Here is a 23,730-nt window from a genome sequence, read left to right on the forward strand (position 1 = left end):
ATGGCCACCCAGGAAGACCGGATGGTCGCGGCGCTGCGTGCCGCACTGCTGGAACAGGAACGGCTGGAGCGGGAGAACGCGCGCCTCGGCGCGCGGGTGACCGAGCCGATCGCCGTGATCGGGATGGGCCTGCGCCTGCCCGGCGGGATCAGCACACCGGAACAGTTCTGGCAGCTGCTCGACGCGGGCGGCGACGCGATGTCGGAGTTCCCCGCCGATCGTGGCTGGGACCTCGACCGCCTCTACGATCCGGACCCGGCGACCCATGGCGCCACACATACGCGGTACGGCGGATTCCTCCGTGACGCAGGCGCTTTCGACGCCGGATTCTTCGGCATCTCACCGCGCGAGGCGCTCGCCACCGATCCGCAGCAGCGGCTGCTGCTGGAGACCTCGTGGGAGGCGCTCGAGCGCGCGGGCATCGCGCCGACATCGCTGCGGGGGCGCGACGTCGGCGTGTTCACCGGTCTGATGTACCACGACTACGCGTCGGGCCCGCAGTCCGAGGATCTGGAAGGTTTTCTCGGCATCGGCACCTCGGGCAGTGTCGCGTCGGGGCGCGTGTCCTATGTGCTCGGCCTGCGCGGACCAGCGGTCACCATCGATACCGCGTGCTCGTCGTCGCTGGTCAGTCTGCATATGGCCGCGCAGGCGCTGCGGGCGGGCGAGTGTTCCCTCGCGCTCGCGGGTGGCGCGACGGTGCTGTCGACCCCGACGGTTTTCGTGGAGTTCTCGCGACAGCTCGGGCTCGCTCCGAACGGGCGCTGCAAATCCTTCGCCGAGGCCGCCGACGGCACCGGCTGGGCCGAGGGCGTCGGAGTGCTTGTGTTGCAACGTCTTTCGGATGCCTTGGCCGAGGGGCGGGAGGTGTTGGCCGTACTTTCCGGGTCGGCGGTCAATCAGGACGGCGCGTCGAACGGCTTGACCGCGCCCAACGGGCCCGCACAGCAGGATGTCATCCGGCGCGCACTCGCCGCCGCCGGACTGGCTCCCGCCGAGGTCGACGCGGTCGAAGCACACGGCACCGGAACGACACTGGGCGATCCCATCGAGGCCGAGGCGCTGCTGGCCGCCTACGGCCAGGGCCGCGCCACCCCGCTGTGGCTGGGTTCGGCCAAATCGAACCTCGGGCACACCCAGGCCGCCGCCGGGGTCACCGGCGTGATGAAGATGATCCTCGCGCTGCGGCACGGCACATTGCCGCGCACCCTGCACGTCGACGCCCCGAGCAGCCGGATCGATTGGACCGCGGGGGCGGTCCGGCTGCTCACCGAGGCCCAGCCGTGGCCGCACGGTGACCGACCGCGGCGAGCAGGCGTGTCGTCATTCGGTGTGTCCGGCACCAACGCGCACGTCATCGTCGAGGAAGCACCCGTGGCGCCGGCACCGGCGCCCGCCACCGATGAATACGCGCCGCTGGTGGTATCCGCCAGGACCGCGACCGGTCTGGCCGCGCAGGCCGCCGCGCTGGCCGACCATCTCGCGGCGGGCCTGGCGAGCGTGCCGGGGGCGGCGCGGACGCTGGTGCGGGCTCGGGCATTGCGGGAGCGGCGGGCCGTGGTGCTCGGCGAGCCGATCGCGGGTCTGCGCGCACTGGCCGCGGCCGAGCCGCATCCGGATGTCGTCGTCGGTGAGGCGGCCGAATCGAGCCGCTCGGTACTGGTCTTCCCCGGGCAGGGCGCGCAGTGGGCCGGGATGGGGCGTGCGCTGCTGGCCGAGGATCCGGTCTTCGCCCGGAGGATGGCCGACTGCGCGGCGGCTCTGGCGCCGTGGATCGACTGGTCGCTGGAGGCGGCGCTGGACGACCACGACCGGATCGATGTGGTGCAGCCGGTGTCCTTCGCGGTGATGGTGTCGCTGGCGGCGGTGTGGGAGGCGGCCGGATTCCGGCCCGACGCGGTGATCGGTCACTCGCAGGGCGAGGTCGCCGCCGCCTGTGTCGCGGGTGCCCTGTCACTGGAGGACGCGGCGAAGGTGGTGGCCCTGCGCAGCCGGGTACTGGGATCCCGGCTGTCCGGCAGCGGCGCGATGCTGTCGGTCGCGCTCGGACCGGAGGAGCTCGACCTGCCCACCGGTGTCGAGATCGCCGCGGTCAACAGCCCCCGTGCCACGATCCTGGCCGGGACACCGGACAGCATCGATGTCCTGGAGCGTCTGTACCGGTCGCAGGAGATACGGGTGCGGCGGGTGCCGTCCGATGTCGCGGGGCATTCCAGCCACGTCGACGCGGTCACCGGCGAGATCGCCGCGCTGCTGGCGGAGGTCACGACGACCGCGCCCCGGGTGCCATGGATGTCGACGGTCGACGCGGCCTGGGTGGACGGCCCGCTGGGGCCGGACTACTGGTCCCGCAACCTGCGTTCGCGGGTCCGCTTCGCGGAGGCGGTCACCGTGCTGGCCGCCGAGGGCTTCGGGCTGTTCACGGAGGCGAGTACCCATCCCGTGCTCACCGCCGCCATCGCCGACACCGTGCCCAGCGCATCGGTGGTCGGAACGCTGCACCGTGGTGCGGGCGGCCGCGACCGGCTCGTCCGCTCGTTCGCCGAGCTGTTCGTATCCGGTGGCGCCGTGGACTGGACCACGCTGCTGCCCACCGGTCACCTGGAGCCGGTGCCGACCACGGTGTTCGAACACCGCACCTACTGGCTGCCCGCGACCATCGGCGCCGCCCGCCCGGCGCCGCGGCCGGAGATCGATATCGCTCCGGTCCCCAGCGGCCTCGCCGGGATCACCGAACTGGATGAGCTGGTCGAGTTGGTGCGGACGCAGGTCGCCGCCGTGCTGCGATTGGACGCGGACCAACCGGTCGCGGCCGGACGGGCGTTCCGCGACAGCGGGCTCGATTCGCTCACCGCCGTCGAACTGCGCGACCGGCTGCGCGCGGCGACCGGTATCGCGTTGCCGCCGACCTCCGCGTTCGACCACCCGACACCGCTCGCGCTCGCGCGGTACCTGCACGGCGTGATCACCGGCGAATCTGCTTCGGCCACACCAGGTCCGGCGACCGTACCGGCCGAAGAACCGCTGGCCATCGTGGGGATGGCGATCCGGCTGCCCGGCGGCGTCGAAGATCCGGACCGGTTCTGGGAACTGCTCGACCAGGGCGGTGAGACCGTCGGCGAATTCCCCGCCGATCGCGGCTGGGATATCGACAGCCTCTACGACCCCGAGCCGGGCACCCCGGGGCGGACCTACACCCGCAGCGGCGGCTTCCTCACCGACGCCGCCGGATTCGACGCGAGCTTCTTCGGCATCTCCCCGCGCGAGGCGCTGGCGATGGATCCGCAACAGCGGGTACTGCTGGAAACCGCCTGGGAGGCGCTGGAACACGCCGGGATCGCGCCGACCGCACTCGACGGTCAGCCGGTCGGCGTCTTCGTCGGCGCCTCGGCCCAGCACTACGGTCTCGGTGCCCGCGATGCCGAAGGCTATGCGCTGACCGGGACCTCCGCGAGCGTGCTGTCCGGGCGGATCGCCTACGTGCTCGGGCTGTCCGGGCCTGCCGTCACGGTGGACACCGCGTGTTCGTCGTCGCTGGTCGCCCTGCACTTGGCCGGGCAGGCGCTGCGATCGGGCGAATGCTCGACGGTGCTGGTCGGCGGGGTCACCGTGATGGCCGAACCGGACGCCTTCCTGGAGTTCTCCCGGCAGCGCGGGTTGTCCGCGGACGGACGCTGCCGCTCGTTCGGCCGCGACGCCGACGGCACCGGCTGGAGTGAGGGCGCGGGTGTGCTTGTGGTGCAAAGGCTTTCGACGGCACTGCGGTCGGGTCGCCGGGTACTGGCCGTGGTCCGCGGCTCGGCGGTGAACCAGGACGGCGCGTCCAACGGGCTCACCGCGCCCAACGGCCCGGCCCAGCAGCGGGTGATCCGCGCGGCGCTGGCGGCGGCCGGATTGGCGCCGTCCGAGGTGGATGCGGTGGAGGGCCACGGCACGGGCACGGTGCTCGGTGATCCGATCGAGGCGCAGGCCCTGCTGGCCACCTACGGGCAGGACCGGGAACAGCCACTGTGGCTGGGTTCGGTGAAATCCAATGTGGGGCATACCGCCGCCGCGGCGGGCGTCACCGGGGTGATCAAGATGGTGCTCGCCATGCGGCACGGCCTGCTGCCGCGCACCCTGCACGCCGAACACCCCTCGGCGAATGTCGACTGGTCCGCGGGCGCGGTGTCACTGCTCACCGAACCGGTGGCCTGGCCGCGAGGCGAGCGACCGCGCCGGGCGGGAATCTCCTCGTTCGGCGTGTCGGGCACGAACGCCCACGTGATCCTGGAGGAGCCCCCGAGCGCCGACGAACCGTCAGTGATTCCGGACAGTGTTGTACCACTTGTGCTTTCCGCGCGCAGCGAGAAGGGGCTGATCGCGCAGGCACATCGGCTCGCGGACCATATGGAGCGCACCGGCGTCGGCCCGGCGCTGGTCGCGCGGTCATTGGTGACGTCACGGGCGGTATGGGAGTACCGCGCGGTCGTCGTCGCCGAGGAGACCGGCGAAGCGATCTCGGCGCTGCGGGACCTCGGGCCCACCCGATCGGCCGGCGCCGATCGGGTGGGGTTCGTCTTCGCGGGGCAAGGCGCGCAGCGGGTGCGCATGGGGGTCGAACTGTACGAGGCGTTTCGGGTCTACGCGAATGCTTTCGACGCGGTCTGTCTGGAAGTGGACCGCGCACTGGCCGGACATGCCGAGTATTCGCTACGCGATGTCGTCCGCGGCGCCGCAGGCACGGAGGGGCTGCTCGATCGGACGATGTATACGCAGGCGGCTTTGTTTGCTGTCGAGGTGGCGATGTTCGCGTTGGTGCGGTCGTGGGGTGTGCGTCCTCGGGTGCTGGTGGGTCATTCGGTGGGTGAGATTGCGGCGGCGCACGTCGCCGGGGTATTGACCTTGGCCGATGCTGCGACGTTGGTTGCGGCGCGTGGTTGTTTGATGGAGGCGTTGCCCGAGGGTGGGGCGATGGTGGCTGTGGAGGCCGCTGAGGCGGATCTTGCCGAGTATGGGCATTTGATCGGAGCGGTGAATGGTCCGACGTCGGTGGTGCTTTCGGGCTCGCGTGACGAATTGTCTACGACCGTGGAATATCTCACCACCACGCTCGGTGTGCGGGTGCGTTGGCTGAGTGTCGGTCATGCGTTTCATTCGCCGCTTATGGAGCCGATGCTCGACCAATTCCGTGCGGTCACTGCGGGGTTGGCTTTCGGTGTTCCGTCGATTCCGATTGTGTCGACGGTGACGGGTGAGTTGTTGTCCGATGAGCTGGCGTGTTCGCCGGAGTATTGGGTGCGGCAGGTGCGGTGTCCGGTGCGTTTTGCTGATGCTGTTGCTGGTTTGGATGTTTCGGTTGTTCTGGAGCTGGGTCCGGGGGGTGCGCTGGCGCCGTTGGTTCCGGGCGGGGTTGCTCTGATCCGTCGTGATCGTGATGAAATCCGTACTGCCCTGGGCGCACTCGGTCGTCTGTTCACCTGTGGCGCATCCGTCGACTGGACCACGGTCGTACCCGAGACCCCCGGAATCACCCTGCCCGCCACCACATTCCAGCACGAGCGATTCTGGATCTCCGCGAACCGCCCCGTCGAACCCGAGACGGTGCACGAGATCGTCTGGGAACCGCTGTCCCTGCCCGCCGCGGTTCCGGCGGGACGCTGGCGGGTCGCCGGGGACGACGTGCTGGCCGCGGCGCTGGCCGAGCACGGGCTGTCCGTGACCACCGGCGAATACGATCACCTGCTCGCCGTCGTCGCGGACGCGCACGGACTACTGCGGCTGCTGCGTGAGGTCCCGGAGCGGACGCGGATCTGGGTCGTCACCACGGACCCGCTCGCGAATCCCGCCGCCGCCGCGGTCTGGGGTCTCGGTCGCGTCGCCGCGCTGGAGCGGTCGTCGTGGGGCGGGCTGGCAGGCCTGCCTGCCGAACCGGCTCCGGACACCGTGCGGCGATTGCTCGCCGTACTCGCCGGGCCGGAGGATCAGGTTGCGGTGCGGGCGACCGGAACCTTCGCCCGCCGGCTCGTGCCGGTGACGCGCGCGAGCGGCGGTGCGGGCTGGCGGCCGCGCGGCACCGTCCTGATCACCGGTGGTTCGGGTGCGCTCGGCACCCATGTCGCGCGCTGGGCGCTGGCGCGCGGCGCCGATCGCGTGGTGCTGCTCAGCCGCGGCGGTGGCCGGGCCGCCGAATTCGACGACCGGGCGGTCGCGGTCGCGTGTGACGTCACCGATCGGGAAGCCCTCGCGGGCGTGCTGGCCGAATATCGCCCGGACGCCGTGGTGCACGCGGCCGGTGATCCGGGCGGGCTGCGTCCGATCGCCGAATTCGACGACGAGTCGTTCGCGCGGGTGCTCGCGGCCAAGGTGACGGGTGCGGCGCTGTTGGACGACCTGCTCGGCGACCGGCCGCTCGACGCGTTCGTCTTGTTCTCCTCGGTCTCCGGTGTCTGGGGTTCGGCGGGGCAGGGACCCTACGCGGCGGCCAACGCCTACCTCGACGGCCTGGCCGAGTACCGGCGTTCCCGAGGTCGTGCGGCCACCGCCGTGGCCTGGGGTGCCTGGAGCGGCGGCGGCATGGCCGAGATCGAGGGCGCGGCAGCGCAATTGCGTCGCCGCGCGGTGCTGAGCATGGCACCGGACGCCGCCCTCGCGGCGCTGGCCGAGGTGCTGCGCGACGGCACGCCGACGGCCGTGGTCGCGCGGATGGACTGGCCCCGATTCCTGCGGCTGTTCACCGCCATGCGCCCCAGCCCGCTGCTGTCCGGACTGGCCACCGAACCCGAATCCACCGGGGCGGGGACGAGCCCCGCCGCGGAGTGGCTCGCGATGGACGCGGAACGCGGGATCGCCGAGCTCACCAGGCTGGTACGCGCGGAGGCCGCCTGGGTGCTCGGTCTCGCGAGCCCCGCGGATATCGATCCCGGCCGCGCCTTTCGCGATATCGGGTTCGATTCGCTCACCGCGATCGAGTTGCGGGATCGGCTGACCGCCGCGACCGGGCTGACCCTGCCCGCCACGCTCGCCTTCGACGAGCCGGACGCGATGGCAGTCGCCGCATTTCTGCACGCGACGCTGACCGGCACGGTCGGCGATCTCGCGGCCTCCGCACATGCCACGGCGGACCCGGCCGACGACCCGATCGCCATTGTCGGGCTGGGTTTGCGGCTGCCCGGCGGTATCGGCAGCCCCGAGGAATTCTGGCGCCTGCTCCAGCAAGGCGACGAGGTGATCGGCCCGTTTCCCACCGATCGCGGCTGGCCCGCCGATCTCGACACCGATACCCGCCATGGCGGATTCCTCGACGGCGCCGCGGATTTCGACGCGGCCTTCTTCGGCATCTCGCCCCGCGAGGCACTCGCGATGGAGCCGCAGCAGCGTGTGCTGCTGGAAACCGCCTGGGAGGCGCTGGAGCGCGCCGGTGTCGACCCGGCCGGACTGCGCGGCGAACAGGTCGGTGTCTTCGTCGGGGGCGCCATGCAGCCGTACGGTATGGACGCGAACGGCGCGGTACCGGGCGCGGAGGGGTATCTGCTGACCGGTACGTCATTGAGCGTCCTTTCCGGTCGCCTCGCCTACGTACTGGGTCTGCGCGGTCCCGCGGTGACCGTCGACACCGCGTGTTCGTCCTCGCTCGTCGCGACCCATCTGGCCGTCCGGGCGCTGCGGTCGGGGGAGTGTTCGATGGCGCTCGCGGCAGGTGTCACGGTGATGGCGACCCCGATCGGATTCGTCGAATTCTCCCGGCAGGGCGGGTTGTCCCCCGATGGCCGGTGCCGTTCCTTCGCGGCCGACGCGAACGGCACCGGCTGGTCCGAAGGTGCGGGTGTGCTTGTGCTGCAACGGCTTTCGGAGGCCCTCGGACAGGGCCGCGAGGTGCTGGCCGTGGTGCGGGGCTCGGCGGTGAACTCCGACGGCGCCTCCAACGGCCTGACCGCCCCGAACGGTCCGGCCCAGCGCGCGGTGATCCGGCGGGCACTGGCGGACGCCGGCCTGCGTCCGGCCGAGGTGGACGTCGTCGAGGCGCACGGCACCGGCACCACGCTCGGTGACCCGATCGAGGCGCAGGCCGTGCTCGCCACGTACGGCCAGGACCGGGCGCAGCCGCTGTGGCTCGGCTCGGTGAAGTCGAACCTGGGCCACACCCAGGCCGCGGCCGGGGTCACCGGGATCGCGAAAGTGGCGCTGGCCCTGCGGCACGGCCTGCTGCCGCGCACCCTGCACGCGACGGCGCCGAGCACCCGGGTCGACTGGACAACCGGATCGGTCCGGTTGCTGACCGAGGCCGTGGACTGGCCGCGCGCGGAGCGACCACGCCGGGCCGGGGTGTCGTCGTTCGGTATGTCCGGCACCAACGCCCATGTGATCATCGAGGAGGCGCCCGCGGTCGCCGCGGCGAGTTCCGCGGCGGAGGTACCCGGGCCGGTGCCGCTCGTCGTCACCGGCCGTACCGCGACCGCGCTCGCCGCACAGGCCGCGCGGCTGGCCGACCACCTGGCCGCCGGGCCGCCGGTCGCCGCGGCCGGGATTCCGATGGCTGCCGCTGAACCGCCGACGGCTGGTGCTGGCACGCTGCTGGCCGGGGTCGCGCGCACCCTCGCGACCGCGCGGACCCCGCACCCGTATCGGGCCGTCGTGCTCGCCGAGGACACCGCCGACGCCGTGGACCGGCTGCGCGCGCTGGCGGCGGGCCGTCCCGGCGCGGTGACCGGACGCGCCGGGGAGCCCGGGCGGACGGTGCTGGTGTTTCCCGGTCTCGGCACGCAGTGGGCGGGTATGGGCCGGGAACTTCTCGCGACCGAACCGGTGTTCGCCGCCCGGATGGCGGACTGCGCGGCGGCGCTCGCGCCGTGGGTCGAGTGGGATCTGTTCGAGATGCTCGACGAGATCGATCGGCTGGACGTGGTTCAGCCGGTGCTTTTCGCGGTGATGGTTTCGCTTGCCGCCCTGTGGGAGTCGCGTGGGGTGCGCCCGGACGCGGTGGTGGGTCATTCGCAGGGCGAGATCGCCGCGGCCTGCGTCGCGGGCGCATTGTCGCTCGCGGATGCGGCGAAGGTCGTCGCTCTGCGCGGCCGGGTGCTCGCCGAGGAGCTCGCGGGCCGCGGCGGCATGCTCGCCGTCGATCTCGGGGCCGCCGAGGTGGAGACCGGCGACGGATGTGCGATCGCCGTGGTCAACAGCGCCGACGCGGTCGTTCTCGCAGGTGCGCCTGCCGCGCTGGACGAGCGGGAGCGCCACTACCGCGCCCGCGGTGTGCGGGTGCGCAGGCTGCCAGGGGACTACGCCATCCACACCGCGCACGTCGAACCGATCGTGCCGCGCGTCGCCGGGCTGCTGGCCGGAATTCCGCTGCGCGCACCGCGCATCCCGTGGCTGTCCACCGTGGACGTTTCGTGGATGTCCGATGCGACCGGTCCGGACTACTGGGTTCGCAACCTCCGGTCGCAGGTACGGTTCGGCGACGCGGTCGCCGCGCTGGCCGAGGCCGGATACGGGTTGTTCGTCGAGGTGAGCGCGCATCCGGTACTCGCGTCCGCGATCACCCGGACGCATCATGACGCGGCGGTCGTCGGCACCCTGCGCCGCGACGACGGCGGATCGCGACGGTTTGCGCGCTCGCTCGCCGAGGTCTTCGTATGTGGCGGCCCGATCGACTGGGCGCGCGTGCTCCCGGACGTGCCACGAATTCCGGTGCCCACCACGGTTTTCGAATCCCGGCGGTACTGGCTGACCGCCGGCGCCCGGCGCGGCGATGTGACGGGCGCCGGACTCACACCCGCCGAGCATCCGATCCTCGGCGCGGTGGTCGAGACACCGGAGTCGGGCGGAGTCGTGCTGACCGGGCGGCTCTCGGCCGAGGCGCAACCGTGGCTGGCCGACCACGTCGTCGGCGGCGCGCGCATCGTCCCCGGCGCCGCGCTGGCCGAGTTGGCGGTGCGCGGCGGCGACCACGTCGGCCTGCCGGTACTGGACGAACTGGTGATCGCGGCGCCGCTGACACTGTCCGGCGCTGTCGTCGTGCAGATCGTTGTCGGCGCGGCGGCGGCGGACGGGCGCAGGCCGGTCGCCGTGCACGCGCGGGCCGAGGACGGACCGTGGCTCCGGCACGCCACCGGCACGCTGGGCGCGGCCGGGCCGGTGCCTACCGCCGAGGCGCAGTGGCCGCCCGCCGGCGCGGAACCGCTCGACGTCACCGACCTGTATCCGCGCCTGGCCGCGGCCGGATACGAGTACGGGCCGGTATTCCGTGGCGTGCGCACGGCCTGGCGGCGCGGCGCCGACCTGTTCGCGGAGATCACCCTTCCGGACGACACCCCGGTCGACGGATTCGCCGTGCACCCCGCCCTGCTCGACGCCGCGCTCCATATCGCGGCGTGGGAGCGGACCGCCGACGACCCGGTCGAAGTGCCGTTCGCGTGGACCGGCCTGGCCGTGCACGCCTCGGGCGCGCGGTCGGTGCGGGTGCGTCTCGGTGCGGGCAATGCGCTGACGGTCACCGATCCGTCGGGTGCGCCGGTGCTCACCTCCGCTGGTCTGGCCACCCGGCCGCTGGCGGCATCCGGCCGGGTGGTCGGCGCCGGGCGGCTGTACACCGTCGACTGGGTCGACGCCGGGTTCGCAGCGGATCGTCCGGTATCCGAGAATTCGAGCGGCACAAGCACTTCGGCGCACCGGGACCGGACGGACTGGCGATACCACCTGGTTCCCGCGGGTGATGACCCGAGGGCGGCGTGCGGTGCGACCCTCGATGTCCTGCGCGCATTCCTCGAGGAGGAGGACGCGACGGGGGTACGTCTGGTGGTCCGGACCGAGACAGCGGACGATCCGGTCGCCGCGGCGGTTCGCGGGCTGGTGCGCTCCGCGCAGGCCGAACACCCGGGTCGCATCCTGCTCGCCGAAGGCGACCCCGCGACGGTCGCGTCGGCGGCCGCCGACGCGGGGGAATGGGAGATCGCGGTACGGGACGGGCGGGTCCTCGTTCCGCGCCTGGTCCCCGTGTCCGCCGACGAGGCAGCGCAGGCGTGCGCCGTCGACCTCACCGGCACGGTGGTGCTGACCGGTGGCACCGGCACGCTGGGCGCGGCGCTGGCCGAGCATCTGGTGACCGTGTACGGCACGCGGCGGCTGGTGCTGGCCGCACGCACCGCGGACCGCGCGACGGAGTTGCGTGACCGGTTGGGTGCGCTCGGTGCCGAGGTGCGCTTGGTGGCCTGCGATGTCGCCGACCGGACCGCGCTGGCGGAGCTGCTCGGCGCGGCGGCGCCGGTCGCCGCGGTGGTGCACGCGGCCGGTGTGCTCGCCGACGCGACACTGACCGGGCAGGACGCGGCGGGACTCGACGCGGTGTTCCGCCCCAAGGTCGACGCGCTGAGCCATCTCGATGACCTGACCAGGCCCGACGCGGTGCCGCTAATCGTGTTCTCCGGCGCCGCAGGGGTTTTCGGCAACGCGGGGCAGGCCAATTACGCCGCCGCGAACGCCTTCGCCGACGCGCTCATCGCGCGCCGTCGTGCCGCGGGCGCGCCGGGAATCTCGCTGGCCTGGGGCCTGTGGGCGGATCGGAGCGCGATGACCGCCGGGCTGTCGGGCGCCGATCTCGGGCGGCTCGCCCGCCACGGCGTCGGCCCCCTCGCCACCGCCGATGCGCTGCGGTTGTTCGACGACGCCCTCCGCTCGTCGCCGGGGCTGCTGGTGCCGTTGTCGGTGAGCCTGCCCGCGCTCAGGGATGCGGCACGGGCGGGCACGCTGCCCGCGCTACTGCGCGGACTCGCGGGTCCGGTGCGGCGCGCGGTGTCCGCGTTCGTGCCCGCCGCCACGACGGATATCGCGGCGCTCGCCGATCTCGTCCGGCGGGAGACGGCGGACGTCCTCGGCCTGCCGGAACACGCGGTCGAATCGCGCAGGGCCTTCCGCGATCTCGGCTTCGACTCGCTCACCGCGGTGGATCTGCGCAACCGGCTGGCCGCCGCGACGGGCCTGCGGCTCCCGGCGACCCTGGTCTTCGATCGGCCCGACGCCGATGCGCTGACCGCCCACCTGGCCGGACTGCTGTCCGGATCCGCCGCGGCCGAACCGTCCGCCACGCTGGTGGCCGCGGCCGAGCCGATCGCGATCGTCGGCCTCGGCCTGCGACTACCCGGTGGGATAGACACGCCCGAACGATTCTGGTCCGCGCTGGACGCCGGACTCGATCTGGTCGGCGACTTCCCGACCGACCGGGGCTGGGATCTGCGGGGGCTGTACCACCCGGATCCCGCCGTGCCAGGTACCACCTACACCCGGTCCGGTGGGTTCCTCGCCGACGCGAGCGCGTTCGACGCCGAATTCTTCGGTATCTCCCCGCGCGAGGCGCTGGCCATGGACCCGCAGCAGCGGTTGCTGCTGGAAACCTCCTGGGAGGCGTTGGAACGTGCCGGATACGACCCGATGTCATTGCGGGGCAAGGATATCGGCGTATTCACCGGATTGATGTACCACGACTACGGCCAGGGCGCCCGCGCCGAGCAGCTCGAGGGTTTGCGCGGCATCGGCACCGCGGGGAGCGTCGCGGCGGGGCGGGTGGCCTATGTGCTCGGAGCGCGCGGCCCGGCGGTGACCGTCGATACCGCGTGCTCCTCCTCGCTGGTCGCACTGCACCTCGCGGCGCAGGCGCTGCGGACGGGGGAGTGCACGCTGGCCATGGCGGGCGGGGCGACCGTGATGGCGACCCCCGCCGTCTTCGTCGAGTTCGCGCGCCAGCGTGGCCTCGCGCCCGATGGCCGGTGCCGGTCCTACGCCGCCGGTGCGGACGGCACCGGCTGGGCCGAAGGTGTTGGAGTCCTTGTCCTGCAACGGCTTTCGGATGCCTTGGCCGAGGGCCGGGAGGTGCTGGCGCTGCTGAAGGGCTCCGCGGTGAACCAGGACGGCGCGTCCAACGGGCTCACCGCGCCCAACGGCCCGGCTCAGGAACAGGTGATCCGGCGGGCGTTGGCGGCGGCCGGGGTGACGCCGTCCGAGGTGGATGTGGTGGAGGGCCATGGCACGGGCACAGTGCTCGGTGATCCGATCGAGGCGCAGGCCCTGCTGGCGACCTATGGGCAGGACCGGCAACAGCCGCTGAAGCTCGGCTCGGTCAAATCGAATCTGGGGCACAACCAGGCGGCGGCGGGCGTCACCGGGGTGATCAAGATGATCCTCGCCATGCGGCACGACCTGCTGCCGCGCACCTTGCACATCGACGCGCCGAGCCGGGAGGTCGACTGGCGATCCGGCGCGGTCGAACTGCTGACCGAACCGGCCGCGTGGCCGCGGAACGGCCGCCCGCGCCGTGCCGGAGTGTCGTCGTTCGGCGTCTCCGGCACGAACGCCCACGTGATCCTCGAGGAGCCGCCCGCCGTCGCGGAACCGGAGGTGACCGGGGTGCACGGGCCGGTGCCGCTTGTCGTGACGGCGCGGTCGGCCGAGGCGCTGAGCGTCCAAGCCGCTCGATTGGCCGATCATCTGGCCGCGGGCGCCGACCTCGCGGGTACCGCGCGAGCGCTGGTCACCGATCGAACGGTGTGGGAGCACCGTGCGGTGGTCGTCGCCGAGGAAACCGGCGAAGCCATCTCTGCGCTGCGTGAATTGGAGCCCGGACGGGCCGCCGGTGCCGACCAGGTGGGGCTGATGTTCGCCGGGCAAGGCGCGCAGCGGGTGCGCATGGGTGCCGGATTGTTCGAGGCATTTCCGGTCTACGCGAATGCTTTCGGCGCGGTCTGTGCCGAATTGGATTGCGCGCTGGCCGGATACGCCGAGCATCGGGTCCAGGACGTGGTGTTCGGCACCCCTGGTACCGAGGGTCTGCTCGATCGGACGATGTATACGCAGGCGGCTTTGTTTGCTGTCGAGGTGGCGATGTTCGCGTTGGTGCGGTCGTGGGGTGTGCGTCCTCGGGTGCTGGTGGGTCATTCGGTGGGTGAGATTGCGGCGGCGCACGTCGCCGGGGTATTGACCTTGGCCGATGCTGCGGCGTTGGTTGCGGCGCGTGGTCGTTTGATGGAGGCGTTGCCCGAGGGTGGGGCGATGGTGGCTGTGGAGGCCGCTGAGGGGGATCTTGCCGAGTATGCGCATTTGATCGCGGCGGTGAACGGTCCGACCTCGGTCGTGCTCTCCGGGCATCGAGACGAATTGTCCACGGCTGTACTGGATCTCACCCGAGGTCACGAGGGTGACGTCCGCGACGGGCGTCGTGCGCCCCTCGGTGTGCGGGTGCGTTGGCTCAGGGTCGGTCATGCGTTTCATTCGCCGTTGGTGGAGCCGATGCTCGATGAGTTCCGTTGTGTGGCAGCTGGGTTGAGTTTCGGTGTTCCGTCGATTCCGATTGTGTCGACGGTGACGGGTGAGTTGTTGTCCGATGAGCTGGCGTGTTCGCCGGAGTATTGGGTGCGGCAGGTGCGGTGTCCGGTGCGTTTTGCTGATGCTGTTGCTGGTTTGGATGTTTCGGTTGTTCTGGAGCTGGGTCCGGGTGGTGCGCTGGCGCCGTTGGTTCCGGGCGGGGTTGCTTTGATCCGTCGTGATCGTGATGAAATCCGTACTGCCCTCGGCGCACTCGGTGAACTGTTCACCCACGGTGTCGCCGTCGACTGGACCACCCTCACCCCGCAGGCGCCGCGTACCGCGATCCCCACCACCGCGTTCCGGCACCGTTCCTACTGGCTTCCCGCCGACACCTCGGCCGGTCACGCGGACGGGCTCGGGCAGACCACCTGGCCGCATCCGGTGCTGCGCGCGGTCATCGAGAGCCCGGAGACCGGCGGCGCCGTTCTCACCGGGCGCCTGGCCGGGCAATCCTGGCTGGCCGATCACGTGGTGTCGGGCACCGCGCTGGCGCCGGGGGCCGCGATCGCGGAGCTGGCGTTGCAGGCCGGGAAGGCTACGGGTTGCCCGATCCTGGCGGAATTGGTCCTCGAGACGCCCCTGGCCGTCGACGGTGATCGGGACGTGCGCGTCGCGGTGGGGGCCGCCGACGACAACGGCCGGCGCCCGGTGACCGTGTACGCCAGGGCGGGCGGTGCGGAGTGGACTCGGCACGCGTCGGGATACCTCGATACCGCAACGGTTTCCACGGAAACCGCGCCCGCCGGGGAGTGGCCGCCCGCGGGTGCCGAACCGGTCACCCTGTCCTACGCCGAGCTGGCAGCCCGCGGACTCGATTACGGTCCGGCGTTCCAGGGTGTCCGGTCGGTGTGGCGACGCGGCGGCGAATGGTTCGCCGAGATCGCCCTGCCCGAAACGGTCGACCCGACCGGGTTCGCGCTGCATCCGGCGCTGCTCGACGCCGCATTACATCCCGGCATTCTCGCGGCCGCGCCGGGTGCGATCCACCTGCCGTTCGTGTGGACGCGGCTCGCCGTGCACCGCGAGGGCGCCCGTGAGCTCCGCGTCCGTCTCGCGGTCGTGGGCGACGGCATCGAACTCAGCGCGACGGACCGCTCCGGCGTCCCGGTCTTCACGCTCGGATCCCTGGTGAGCAAGCCCGTGCCGACCGGAAGCCTTGCCCCGCAAGAGCATCTGTTCGCGGTCGAATGGATCCCGGTACCGCCGAGTGGCGGCACGCACGGCCCGGTGTTGCGGATACCCGCGGACGACAGGCCGGTGCGCGAGGTCCTGGCCGAGGTACTCGCCGCACTGCGGGACGTTGCCGAAAAGCCCTGGTCGGCGCCTCTTACGGTGGTCACCGCGCCCGCGGAAACCGATCCGGTCGCGGCCGCGGTCGGCGGGCTCGTGCGGGCCGCCCAGGCCGAGCACCCCGGCCGATACCTCCTCGCCGAGACCGACGATCCGGCGGCCGTGCTTCCCGCGACCGGCGAACCGCACGTATCCCTAGTGGACGGACAGTTCCGGGCGCCCCGATTGGTGCGCCGGCCGACGGCGGAGGATCGCGAGCCGTGGCTCCTCACGGTCACGGGAAGCGGTACGGCCGACGGCATCACCCGTACCCGGCTGAAGTCGCGGCCTCTAGGCCCGGGCGAGGTTCGGATCGCGGTGCGCGCGGCCGGGGTGAACTTCCGCGACGTCCTGATGGCGCTCGGCGTCTATCCGGGCGCGCCGGATATGGGCAGTGAAGCGGCCGGGGTCGTCCTCGAAGTGGCCGCGGACGTGCCGGGATTCCGGCCCGGCGACCGGGTCTTCGGCCTGATCCCGGACGCGCTGGCGACGCACGCCGTCGCCGACGCGCGCACGATCGTGCCGATCCCGGACGGCTGGACGTTCGCCGAGGCCGCCGCGGTGCCGGTCACCTATCTCACGGCCTGGTACGGACTGTCCGATCTGGGTGGTCTGCGGGCCGGGGAGAAGGTACTGGTGCACGCGGCGGCCGGTGGCGTCGGCACCGCCGCGGTGCAGTTGGCTCGTTATTTCGGCGCCGAGGTGTACGCCACCGCGAGCACGGCCAAACAGCATCTCCTGCTCGAGCGCGGGCTGCCCGCCGACCACGTCGCGGATTCGCGGACCCTCGAATTCGCCGAGCGCTTCCCGAAGGTCGACGTGGTGCTGCACTCGCTCGCGGGCGAATTCACCGACGCCTCCCTCGGCCTGCTCGCCGCCGGTGGCCGCTTCCTCGACATGGGCAAGACCGATATCCGCTCGGGCGTGCCCGGCTATCGGGCCTTCGATCTGGTCGAGGCGGGCCCCGAACGGATCGGTGAGCTGCTGGCCCGGATCGTGGTGCTGCTCGAGACGGGCGAGCTGAGTCTGCCGCCCATTACCCGCTGGACCGCGGACCGTGCGCCAGCGGCGTTCCGTGCCATGGCCCGCGCGCAGCACGTCGGCAAGAACGTGCTCGTGCTGCCCGCTGCGCTGGATCCGGCGGGCACCGTCCTGATCACCGGCGGTACGGGCGGCCTCGGCGCGTTGACGGCCGAACATCTGGTGGGGGCGCACGGTGTGCGGTCGGTGCTGCTGGCCGCGCGGCGGGGGGATCGGGCGCCCGGCGCGGACGCGTTGCGCGCCCGGCTGGAAGGGCACGGAGCGCGGGTGACGTTCGCGGCCTGCGACGTCGCCGACCGCGACCAGGTGGCCGCTCTGCTCGCCGCGGCCCCGACGCCGTTGACCGCGGTGGTGCACACCGCCGGGGTGCTCGCCGACGGCACGCTGGCCACGGTGGACGAGACCGCGCTGGATCGGGTGCTGCGGCCCAAGGCCGACGCCCTCGTGCATCTCGACGAGCTGACCCGTCGGCTGGATCTGGCGGCGTTTGTCGTGTTCTCTTCGGCGGCAGGGGTTTTCGGCAACGCGGGGCAGGCCGCCTACGGCGCTGCCAATGCCTGCGCCGACGCGATTGCCGCGCGCCGCCGCGCGGCGGGATACCCGGCGGTATCGCTGGCCTGGGGACCGTGGGATCCCGCGGTGGGCGGGATGACCGCAGGCCTCGGCGCGGCCGAGGTGCGCAGGCTCACCAGCGGCGGCCTTTCGGCGCTGACGGCGGCGGAGGGTATGCGGCTGTTCGACGCGGCGCTGGGCGCCGAGCGGGTCCGGTCGATCCCGCTGGCGCTCGACGTCTCGGCGCTGCGGGGTGCGGCGGTGCCGCCGCTGCTGTCCGAGCTCGCAGGTCCGGTCTCGGTACGGTCGCGGCGCGCGCCGGAAGTCCAGGACTGGTCGGGCGTGCCTGCGCGGGAGCGGAGTGAACGGTTGCTCGCCCTGGTGCGCGCCGAGGCGACGGCGGTACTCGGAATGGATCGAATTCTGCTGCCCGACAAGGCATTCCGTGACGCAGGACTGGATTCGCTGACCTCCGTGGAACTGCGCAACCGCCTGGGCGCGCGCATCGGCGTCCCGCTCGCGGCCACCGTCGTCTTCGACTATCCGACCGCCGCGGACTTGGCCGCGCACGTCGAGACGCTGCTCTTCCCGCCGCTCGCGGCGTCGGTGTCGGTGTCGGCGGAGAGCGGGGCGGGGCAGCTCGTCGACGCATTGGCCGCCGCGGTGCCCGAGCTCACCGCCGCGGCGGCGGGCGTGGTCGCGCAACGGCTCCGGGCCCTGCTGGCCGGCTTGCCGGGCGGTATCGATGACGACCTCGCCGACCTGACCGAGGACAACCTGTTCGAGTTCCTCGACCACGAACTGGACTGAGAGGGGCACGACACATGGATGAGCGCGAACTCGAGTACTTCAAGCGGCTGACCACACGGCTGCGCCAAGCCCGGGAGCGGGTCGCCGAACTGGAGGCCGCGCGCACCGAGCCGATCGCGGTGACCGGCGCCGCGGTGCGGCTGCCCGGCGGGATCAGCTCCCCGGAGGCGCTGTGGGCGGCACTCGCCGAGGGCCGCGCGGTCACCGGGGATTTCCCGGCCGATCGGGGCTGGGACCTGGAGGCGCTGTTCGGGGACCCGAACCTGCCGGGAACATCGCGGACCCGCCGCGGCGGATTCCTCGACGACGTCGCCGGATTCGACGCCGACTTCTTCGGCATTTCCCCGCGCGAAGCCGAATCGATGGACCCGCAGCAGCGGATTCTGCTGGAGACGGCGTGGGAGGCGCTGGAACGCGCGGTCATCGATCCGACCGCGCTGCGCGGCCGGGATGTCGGTGTGTTCGTCGGCGCCTCGCCACAGGGCTACGGCTCGGGCATCGAGCCGGGCGGCGGGCATCTGCTGACCGGCACCGCGCCGAGCGTGCTGTCCGGCCGTCTGGCGTATGTGCTCGGTGTGCACGGGCCCGTGGTCACCGTCGACACCGCGTGCTCGTCGTCGCTGGTCGCGGTGCATCAGGCAATCCGTGCCCTGCGGGCAGGCGATTGCGCCACCGCCCTCGCGGCAGGCATCACGGTGATGTCGACTCCGGCGATCTTCGCCGAGTTCTCCCGCCAGGACGGTCTGGCCCCGGACGGTCGGTGCAAATCCTTCGCCGCGGCCGCCGACGGTACCGGCTGGGCCGAGGGCGCGGTGGTGCTTGTGCTGCGCCGGCTGTCCGACGCGATATCCGACGGCGCTGAAATCCTCGGTCTCCTGCGGGGTTCCGCGGTGAACTCCGATGGCGCGTCCAACGGTCTCACCGCGCCGAGCGGTCCGGCGCAACGCGCGGTGATCCGGCTCGCGCTGGCCGACGCCGGTCTGGAGCCCGCGCAGGTGGATGCCGTCGAGGCACACGGCACCGGCACCACACTGGGCGATCCGATCGAGGCACGAGCCCTGTTGGAGATCTACGGACAGGGGCGGGAGCGCCCGCTGTGGCTCGGCTCGGCGAAGTCGAACTTCGGCCACACACAGGCGGCCGCCGGTGTGGTCGGCCTGTTGAAGATGCTGCTCGCGTTGCGGCACGGACTGCTGCCGCGCACGCTGCACGTGGATCGCCCGACCGCGGTCGTGGATTGGTCGGTGGGTGCGGTGTCGCTGCTCACCGAGGCGGTGCCGTGGCCCGCGGGGGAGCGGCCGCGGCGGGCAGGCGTCTCGTCGTTCGGAGTGTCGGGGACCAATGCGCACGTGGTGGTCGAAGAGGCCGCCGCCGTGCCTGCCCGCCCGGCGGGCGAACGTGGCCTGATTCCGCTGGTGATTTCCGCGCGGACCGGTACCGCGCTGGCCGCGCAGGCCGCGCGGCTGGCCGAAGCGATGCCGGATCCGGCGGGCGCCGCCCGCACACTCGCCACCGCTCGTGCCCGATGGGACCACCGTGCCGTCGTGGTCGCGGCCGATCCCGAGACATCGTTGCGCAGGCTGGCTGCCGGGACGAGCACGCCGGAGGTGGTGACCGGCACCGCGCAGGATGCCGGGCAAGTGGTGTTCGTCTTTCCCGGGCAGGGCGCGCAATGGGCGGGAATGGCCGCGGACCTGCTTGCCGAGCCGGTGTTCGCCGACCGGATGGCCGAATGCGCCGCGGCGCTCGCGCCGGTCACCGGGTGGCAGTTGCTCGACGTGCTGGCGACCGACCCGCTCGAACGCACCGATGTGCTGCAGCCGGTGTCGTTCGCGGTGCTGGTGTCGCTGGCCGCGCTGTGGGAATCGCACGGGGTTCGCCCGGCGGCCGTGATCGGGCATTCGCAGGGCGAGCTGGCCGCGGCGTGCGTGGCGGGCGCGGTGTCGCTCGCCGATGCGGCCCGCATCGTGGCGTTGCGCAGCCGGATGATCGCCGACGAGCTGGCCGGGCACGGCGGCATGCTGTCGGCGGGATCGGCCGCCGATGAGATCGTGCTGCCGCCGGGGGTCGAGGTCGCGGCGGTGAACAGTCCGCGTTCGTCGGTGCTCGCGGGTGACCGGGACGCGCTCGCCGAGCTGGAGCGGGAATTCCGTGAACGAGGTGTGCCGGTCCATCTGCTACCCGTGGACTACGCCTCACATACCGCGCACGTCGATACGATCGCCGGTGAGCTGTCCCGGCGGCTGGCCGGTACCGCGTCCGCGAGCCCGGGGATCGCCTGGATGTCCACCGTGGACGCGGAGTGGGTGACCGGCCCGGTGGACGCCGCGTACTGGGTGCGGAACCTGCGGTTGCCGGTCCGCTTCCGCGATGCGGTCGCCAAGCTCGCCGCGGCGGGATACACCCGATTCGTCGAGGTGAGTCCGCATCCCGTCCTGATGACCGCGGTCGAGGAGACCGTGCCGGAGGCCGTGGTGACCGGCACGTTGCGCCGCGGCGAGGGCGACGGTGCCCGGTTCCTGCGTGCCATGGGGGAATTCTGGGTGCGTGGCGGTCGGGTCGACTGGACCGCCGGGCTGCCGGATGTCGCCCCCGCCCCGGTGCCGGTCACGGTTTTCGAGCACGGTCGCTACTGGCTGGACGCGGCACGCGCGGGTAGTGCCCGGGGCTTCGGGTTGACCGACATGGCGCATCCGGTGCTGAGCGCGGTCGTGGACCATCCGGCAGGGTCGGGATTCTCGCTTGCCGGGCGCCTGAGGCGCGCCGCGCATCCGTGGCTGACCGAGCACGTCATCGGTGGCCGTCCGCTCGCACCCGGTGCGCTGTTCGTGGAGCTGGCGCTACAGGCAGGCCGGTACGCCGACCTCCCGGTGGTCGAGGAACTGGTCATCACCGAACCGCTGGTGCTGGACGCCGACGCCGATCTGCGCGTTGTCGTGGCGGCCCCCATCGATGGCAGCCGTGCGGTGGAATTGTTCGCGCGCACGGACGGCTCGTGGGTCCGGCATGCGTCCGGAACGCTCGCCGCGGCAGGGCATGTCGCCGAGGCGGGTCACTGGCCGCCGCCCGCCGCGAAACCCGTTGCGCTGACCGAGTTCTACGCCGAACTCGCGGATCTCGGTTACGGTTACGGACCCGCGTTCCAGGGATTGCGGCGGGCTTGGCGGCACGGCGGCGAGTGGTACGCCGACGTGGCAGTGCAGGGCGAGGCCGCCGGATTCGCCGCGCATCCGGCGCTTTTGGACGCCGCCATGCAGGTGGGCCTGCTCGGCGCGGGCGAACTCGGTCTGCCGTTCGCCTGGCGCGATGTGCGGGTGTACCGGCCGGGCGCGAGCGCGGGACAGGTCCGGCTCCGTGCCGCCGTGCCGCAGCTCGTGGTGGCCGATGCCGCGGGGAACCCGGTGCTCACAGTCGGTTCCCTGACGACCCGCCCGGTGGCGGCGTCCGCGGCCGCGCCGCTGCTGGCCCTGGACTGGATCACGCTGCCCCCGGCTCTCACCCCGGAGCTCGAATGGAGCTCGGTCCGCCCCGGCAGCGTGGCAGCGGCGTTGTCGGCGCTGCGGTGTCATCCCGGGCCGCGGCCGCTGGTCGTGTGCACCAGCGGGGCCGACACCGATCCGGCCGCCGCGGCCGTCTGCGGGCTGGTCCGCGCGGCCCAGGCGGAGCGGCCCGGCCTGTTCCTGCTCGCCGATATCGACGACGAGCGGGCATTGGGCGCCGTGGTGCCGCGGGTCGTCGCCGCGGGGGAAACGGAGTTCCGGGTGCGGGACGGTGTGGTGTCCGTGCCCCGGATCGGCCGCATCGTCGCCGACGGCGTCTCGCCGGTGTTCGAAGGCACCGTCCTGATTGCGGGCGGCACCGGCACACTGGGGGCGCTGGTGGCCGAACATCTCGTGCGCGTGCACGGTGTCCGGCGCCTCGTGCTGGTATCGCGTCGCGGTCCGGCCGCACCCGGCGCCGCGGCCCTCCGGGAACGCTTGGCATCGATGGCGCGGGTGGATGTGATCGCGGCCGATCTCACCGACCGGACCGAGGTGGCCCGTGTGGTGGATGCCTGCCCGCGGTTGACCGCCGTGGTCCAGGCGACCGCGGTATTCGGCGATGCGCTGCTCGCGAATATCGACGAGGCGCGACTCACCGAAACGATCCGGGCAAAGGCGGAGGTGGCCGCCCACCTCGACGAGCTGACCCGCGGTCGCGGTCTGGCGGCGTTCGTGCTGTTCTCCTCGGTGGCCGGGCTTTTCGCCAACGCCGGTCAGGGCGCGTACGCCGCGGCGAACGCGGCACTCGACGCGATCGCCGTCCGCCGCCGCGCCGAGGGCGAGACCGCCGTATCGATCGCGTGGGGCTTATGGGCACACCCCGCACCCGATGGCGAACGCCGCGCACGGGAAGTTCAGTGGTCCGCGCGCTCCGGGCTCGGTGTGTTGTCCGCCGAGCAGGGGCTGCGATTGTTCGACGCCGCGCTGGCTTGCGCCCGGCCCGTGGTGATCGGTGCGCTGCCCGATCGTGGGGCGCTGCGGGAACTGGCGCCGGTTCCGCCGCTGTTGCGCGCGTTCGGTGCTCAACCCGCCCCGCGACCGGATCGGTCCGGCGACGAGGATTCGCTGCTGAAGCTGGTTCGCACAACGGCCGCGACCGTACTCGGCGCGGTGGATATCGATGCCGACCGCGACTTCCGTGACGCGGGTTTCGATTCCCTGACCGCGGTGGAATTGCGGAATCGCCTGGCCGCGGCGACCGGGCTGCGGTTGTCGGCCACCTTGGTGTTCGACCACCGCACTCCGCGGGGTCTGGCCCGGCACCTCGCCGACGCGTCGCCGGAACGCCGTACCGCCGGTGCCGGCCGCGGTTTTGCCGAGATCTATCGCGAGCTGGACAACCAGGGCCTGCCGACAGTTGCCGTCGCCGAGGCGGCCGCGCGGCTTCGTGCCAGGGGCGAGGACGGGCTGGTGGTCACCGCGACCAGGCTCGCCGAGGGATCGGCCTTGCCGCGGTTGATCTGTCTGCCGTCGATCTCGACCTGGGAGCCCGCACTCAATTTCGGGGCGTTCGCGGACCAGTTCCGCGGCGAGGCCGAGGTGATTGTGCTGGTGCCGCCGGGTTATGAGGACGAGAAGCCGCTGGCCGCTTCGTGGTCCGCGCTCGCGCGGGCGATGGCAGACGCGGTGGTGCGCGAGGCAGCCGGGCAGCGGTATCTGCTCATCGGCTATTCCTCGGGCGGCGGGCTGGCCGATACGGTCGTCGAGAACCTGCCCGTGGAGTCCGCGCCCGCTGCCGTGGTACTGGTCGACACCTACACCCCGGACCAGCTCTCGCCCCGCCTGCAAGCGAGCTTCCGGCACGCCTACCGGGGCATCGCCGCGCCGGAAAGCGTGACCTACGAGAAGATCACCGCGTCCTCGGTGTACATCGCCCAGCACAACACGGAGTGGCGTCCCACCGCCACAACCGTGCCGGTGCTCGCATTGACCGCGCGCGAGGCGCCGCCGAACCCACCCGACGGCCCACCGCTTGCCGATGACGAGTGGCGCCACGCCTGGCCGTATCCCCATGAACGAGGCGAGATCCCCGGCGACCATTTCTCGATGATGACCCGGTACGCCGCCGCTGTCGCCGCCGCGGTGCGAGGGCGCGCGGCGTTGGAGTGAACCGAACCTTGGT

2 protein-coding genes are annotated in these 23,730 nt (G+C 72.3%); both read left to right on the forward strand.

Annotation, left to right across the window (positions count from 1 at the left end):
• On the forward strand, positions 1-18,066 hold the full coding sequence (locus ACIG5A_RS04925; protein ID WP_397237805.1) for an SDR family NAD(P)-dependent oxidoreductase: 18,066 nt from the start codon (positions 1-3) through the stop codon (positions 18,064-18,066).
• A gap of 14 nt (positions 18,067-18,080) precedes the next feature.
• The gene (locus tag ACIG5A_RS04930; protein ID WP_397237807.1) at positions 18,081-23,717 is read left to right on the forward strand and encodes an SDR family NAD(P)-dependent oxidoreductase; all 5,637 of its coding nucleotides are present in this window, start codon (positions 18,081-18,083) and stop codon (positions 23,715-23,717) included.
• Positions 23,718-23,730 lie beyond the last annotated feature (13 nt).

Origin of the sequence: Nocardia sp. NPDC052566 (genome assembly GCF_044547285.1) — a bacterium.
Classification (GTDB): Bacteria; Actinomycetota; Actinomycetes; order Mycobacteriales; family Mycobacteriaceae; genus Nocardia.

Coding starts and splice junctions, on each gene's coding strand:
- ACIG5A_RS04925 (WP_397237805.1), top strand. CDS start 1: ATGGCCACCCAGGAAGACCGGATGGTCGCGGCGCTGCGTGCCGCACTG.
- ACIG5A_RS04930 (WP_397237807.1), top strand. CDS start 18,081: ATGGATGAGCGCGAACTCGAGTACTTCAAGCGGCTGACCACACGGCTG.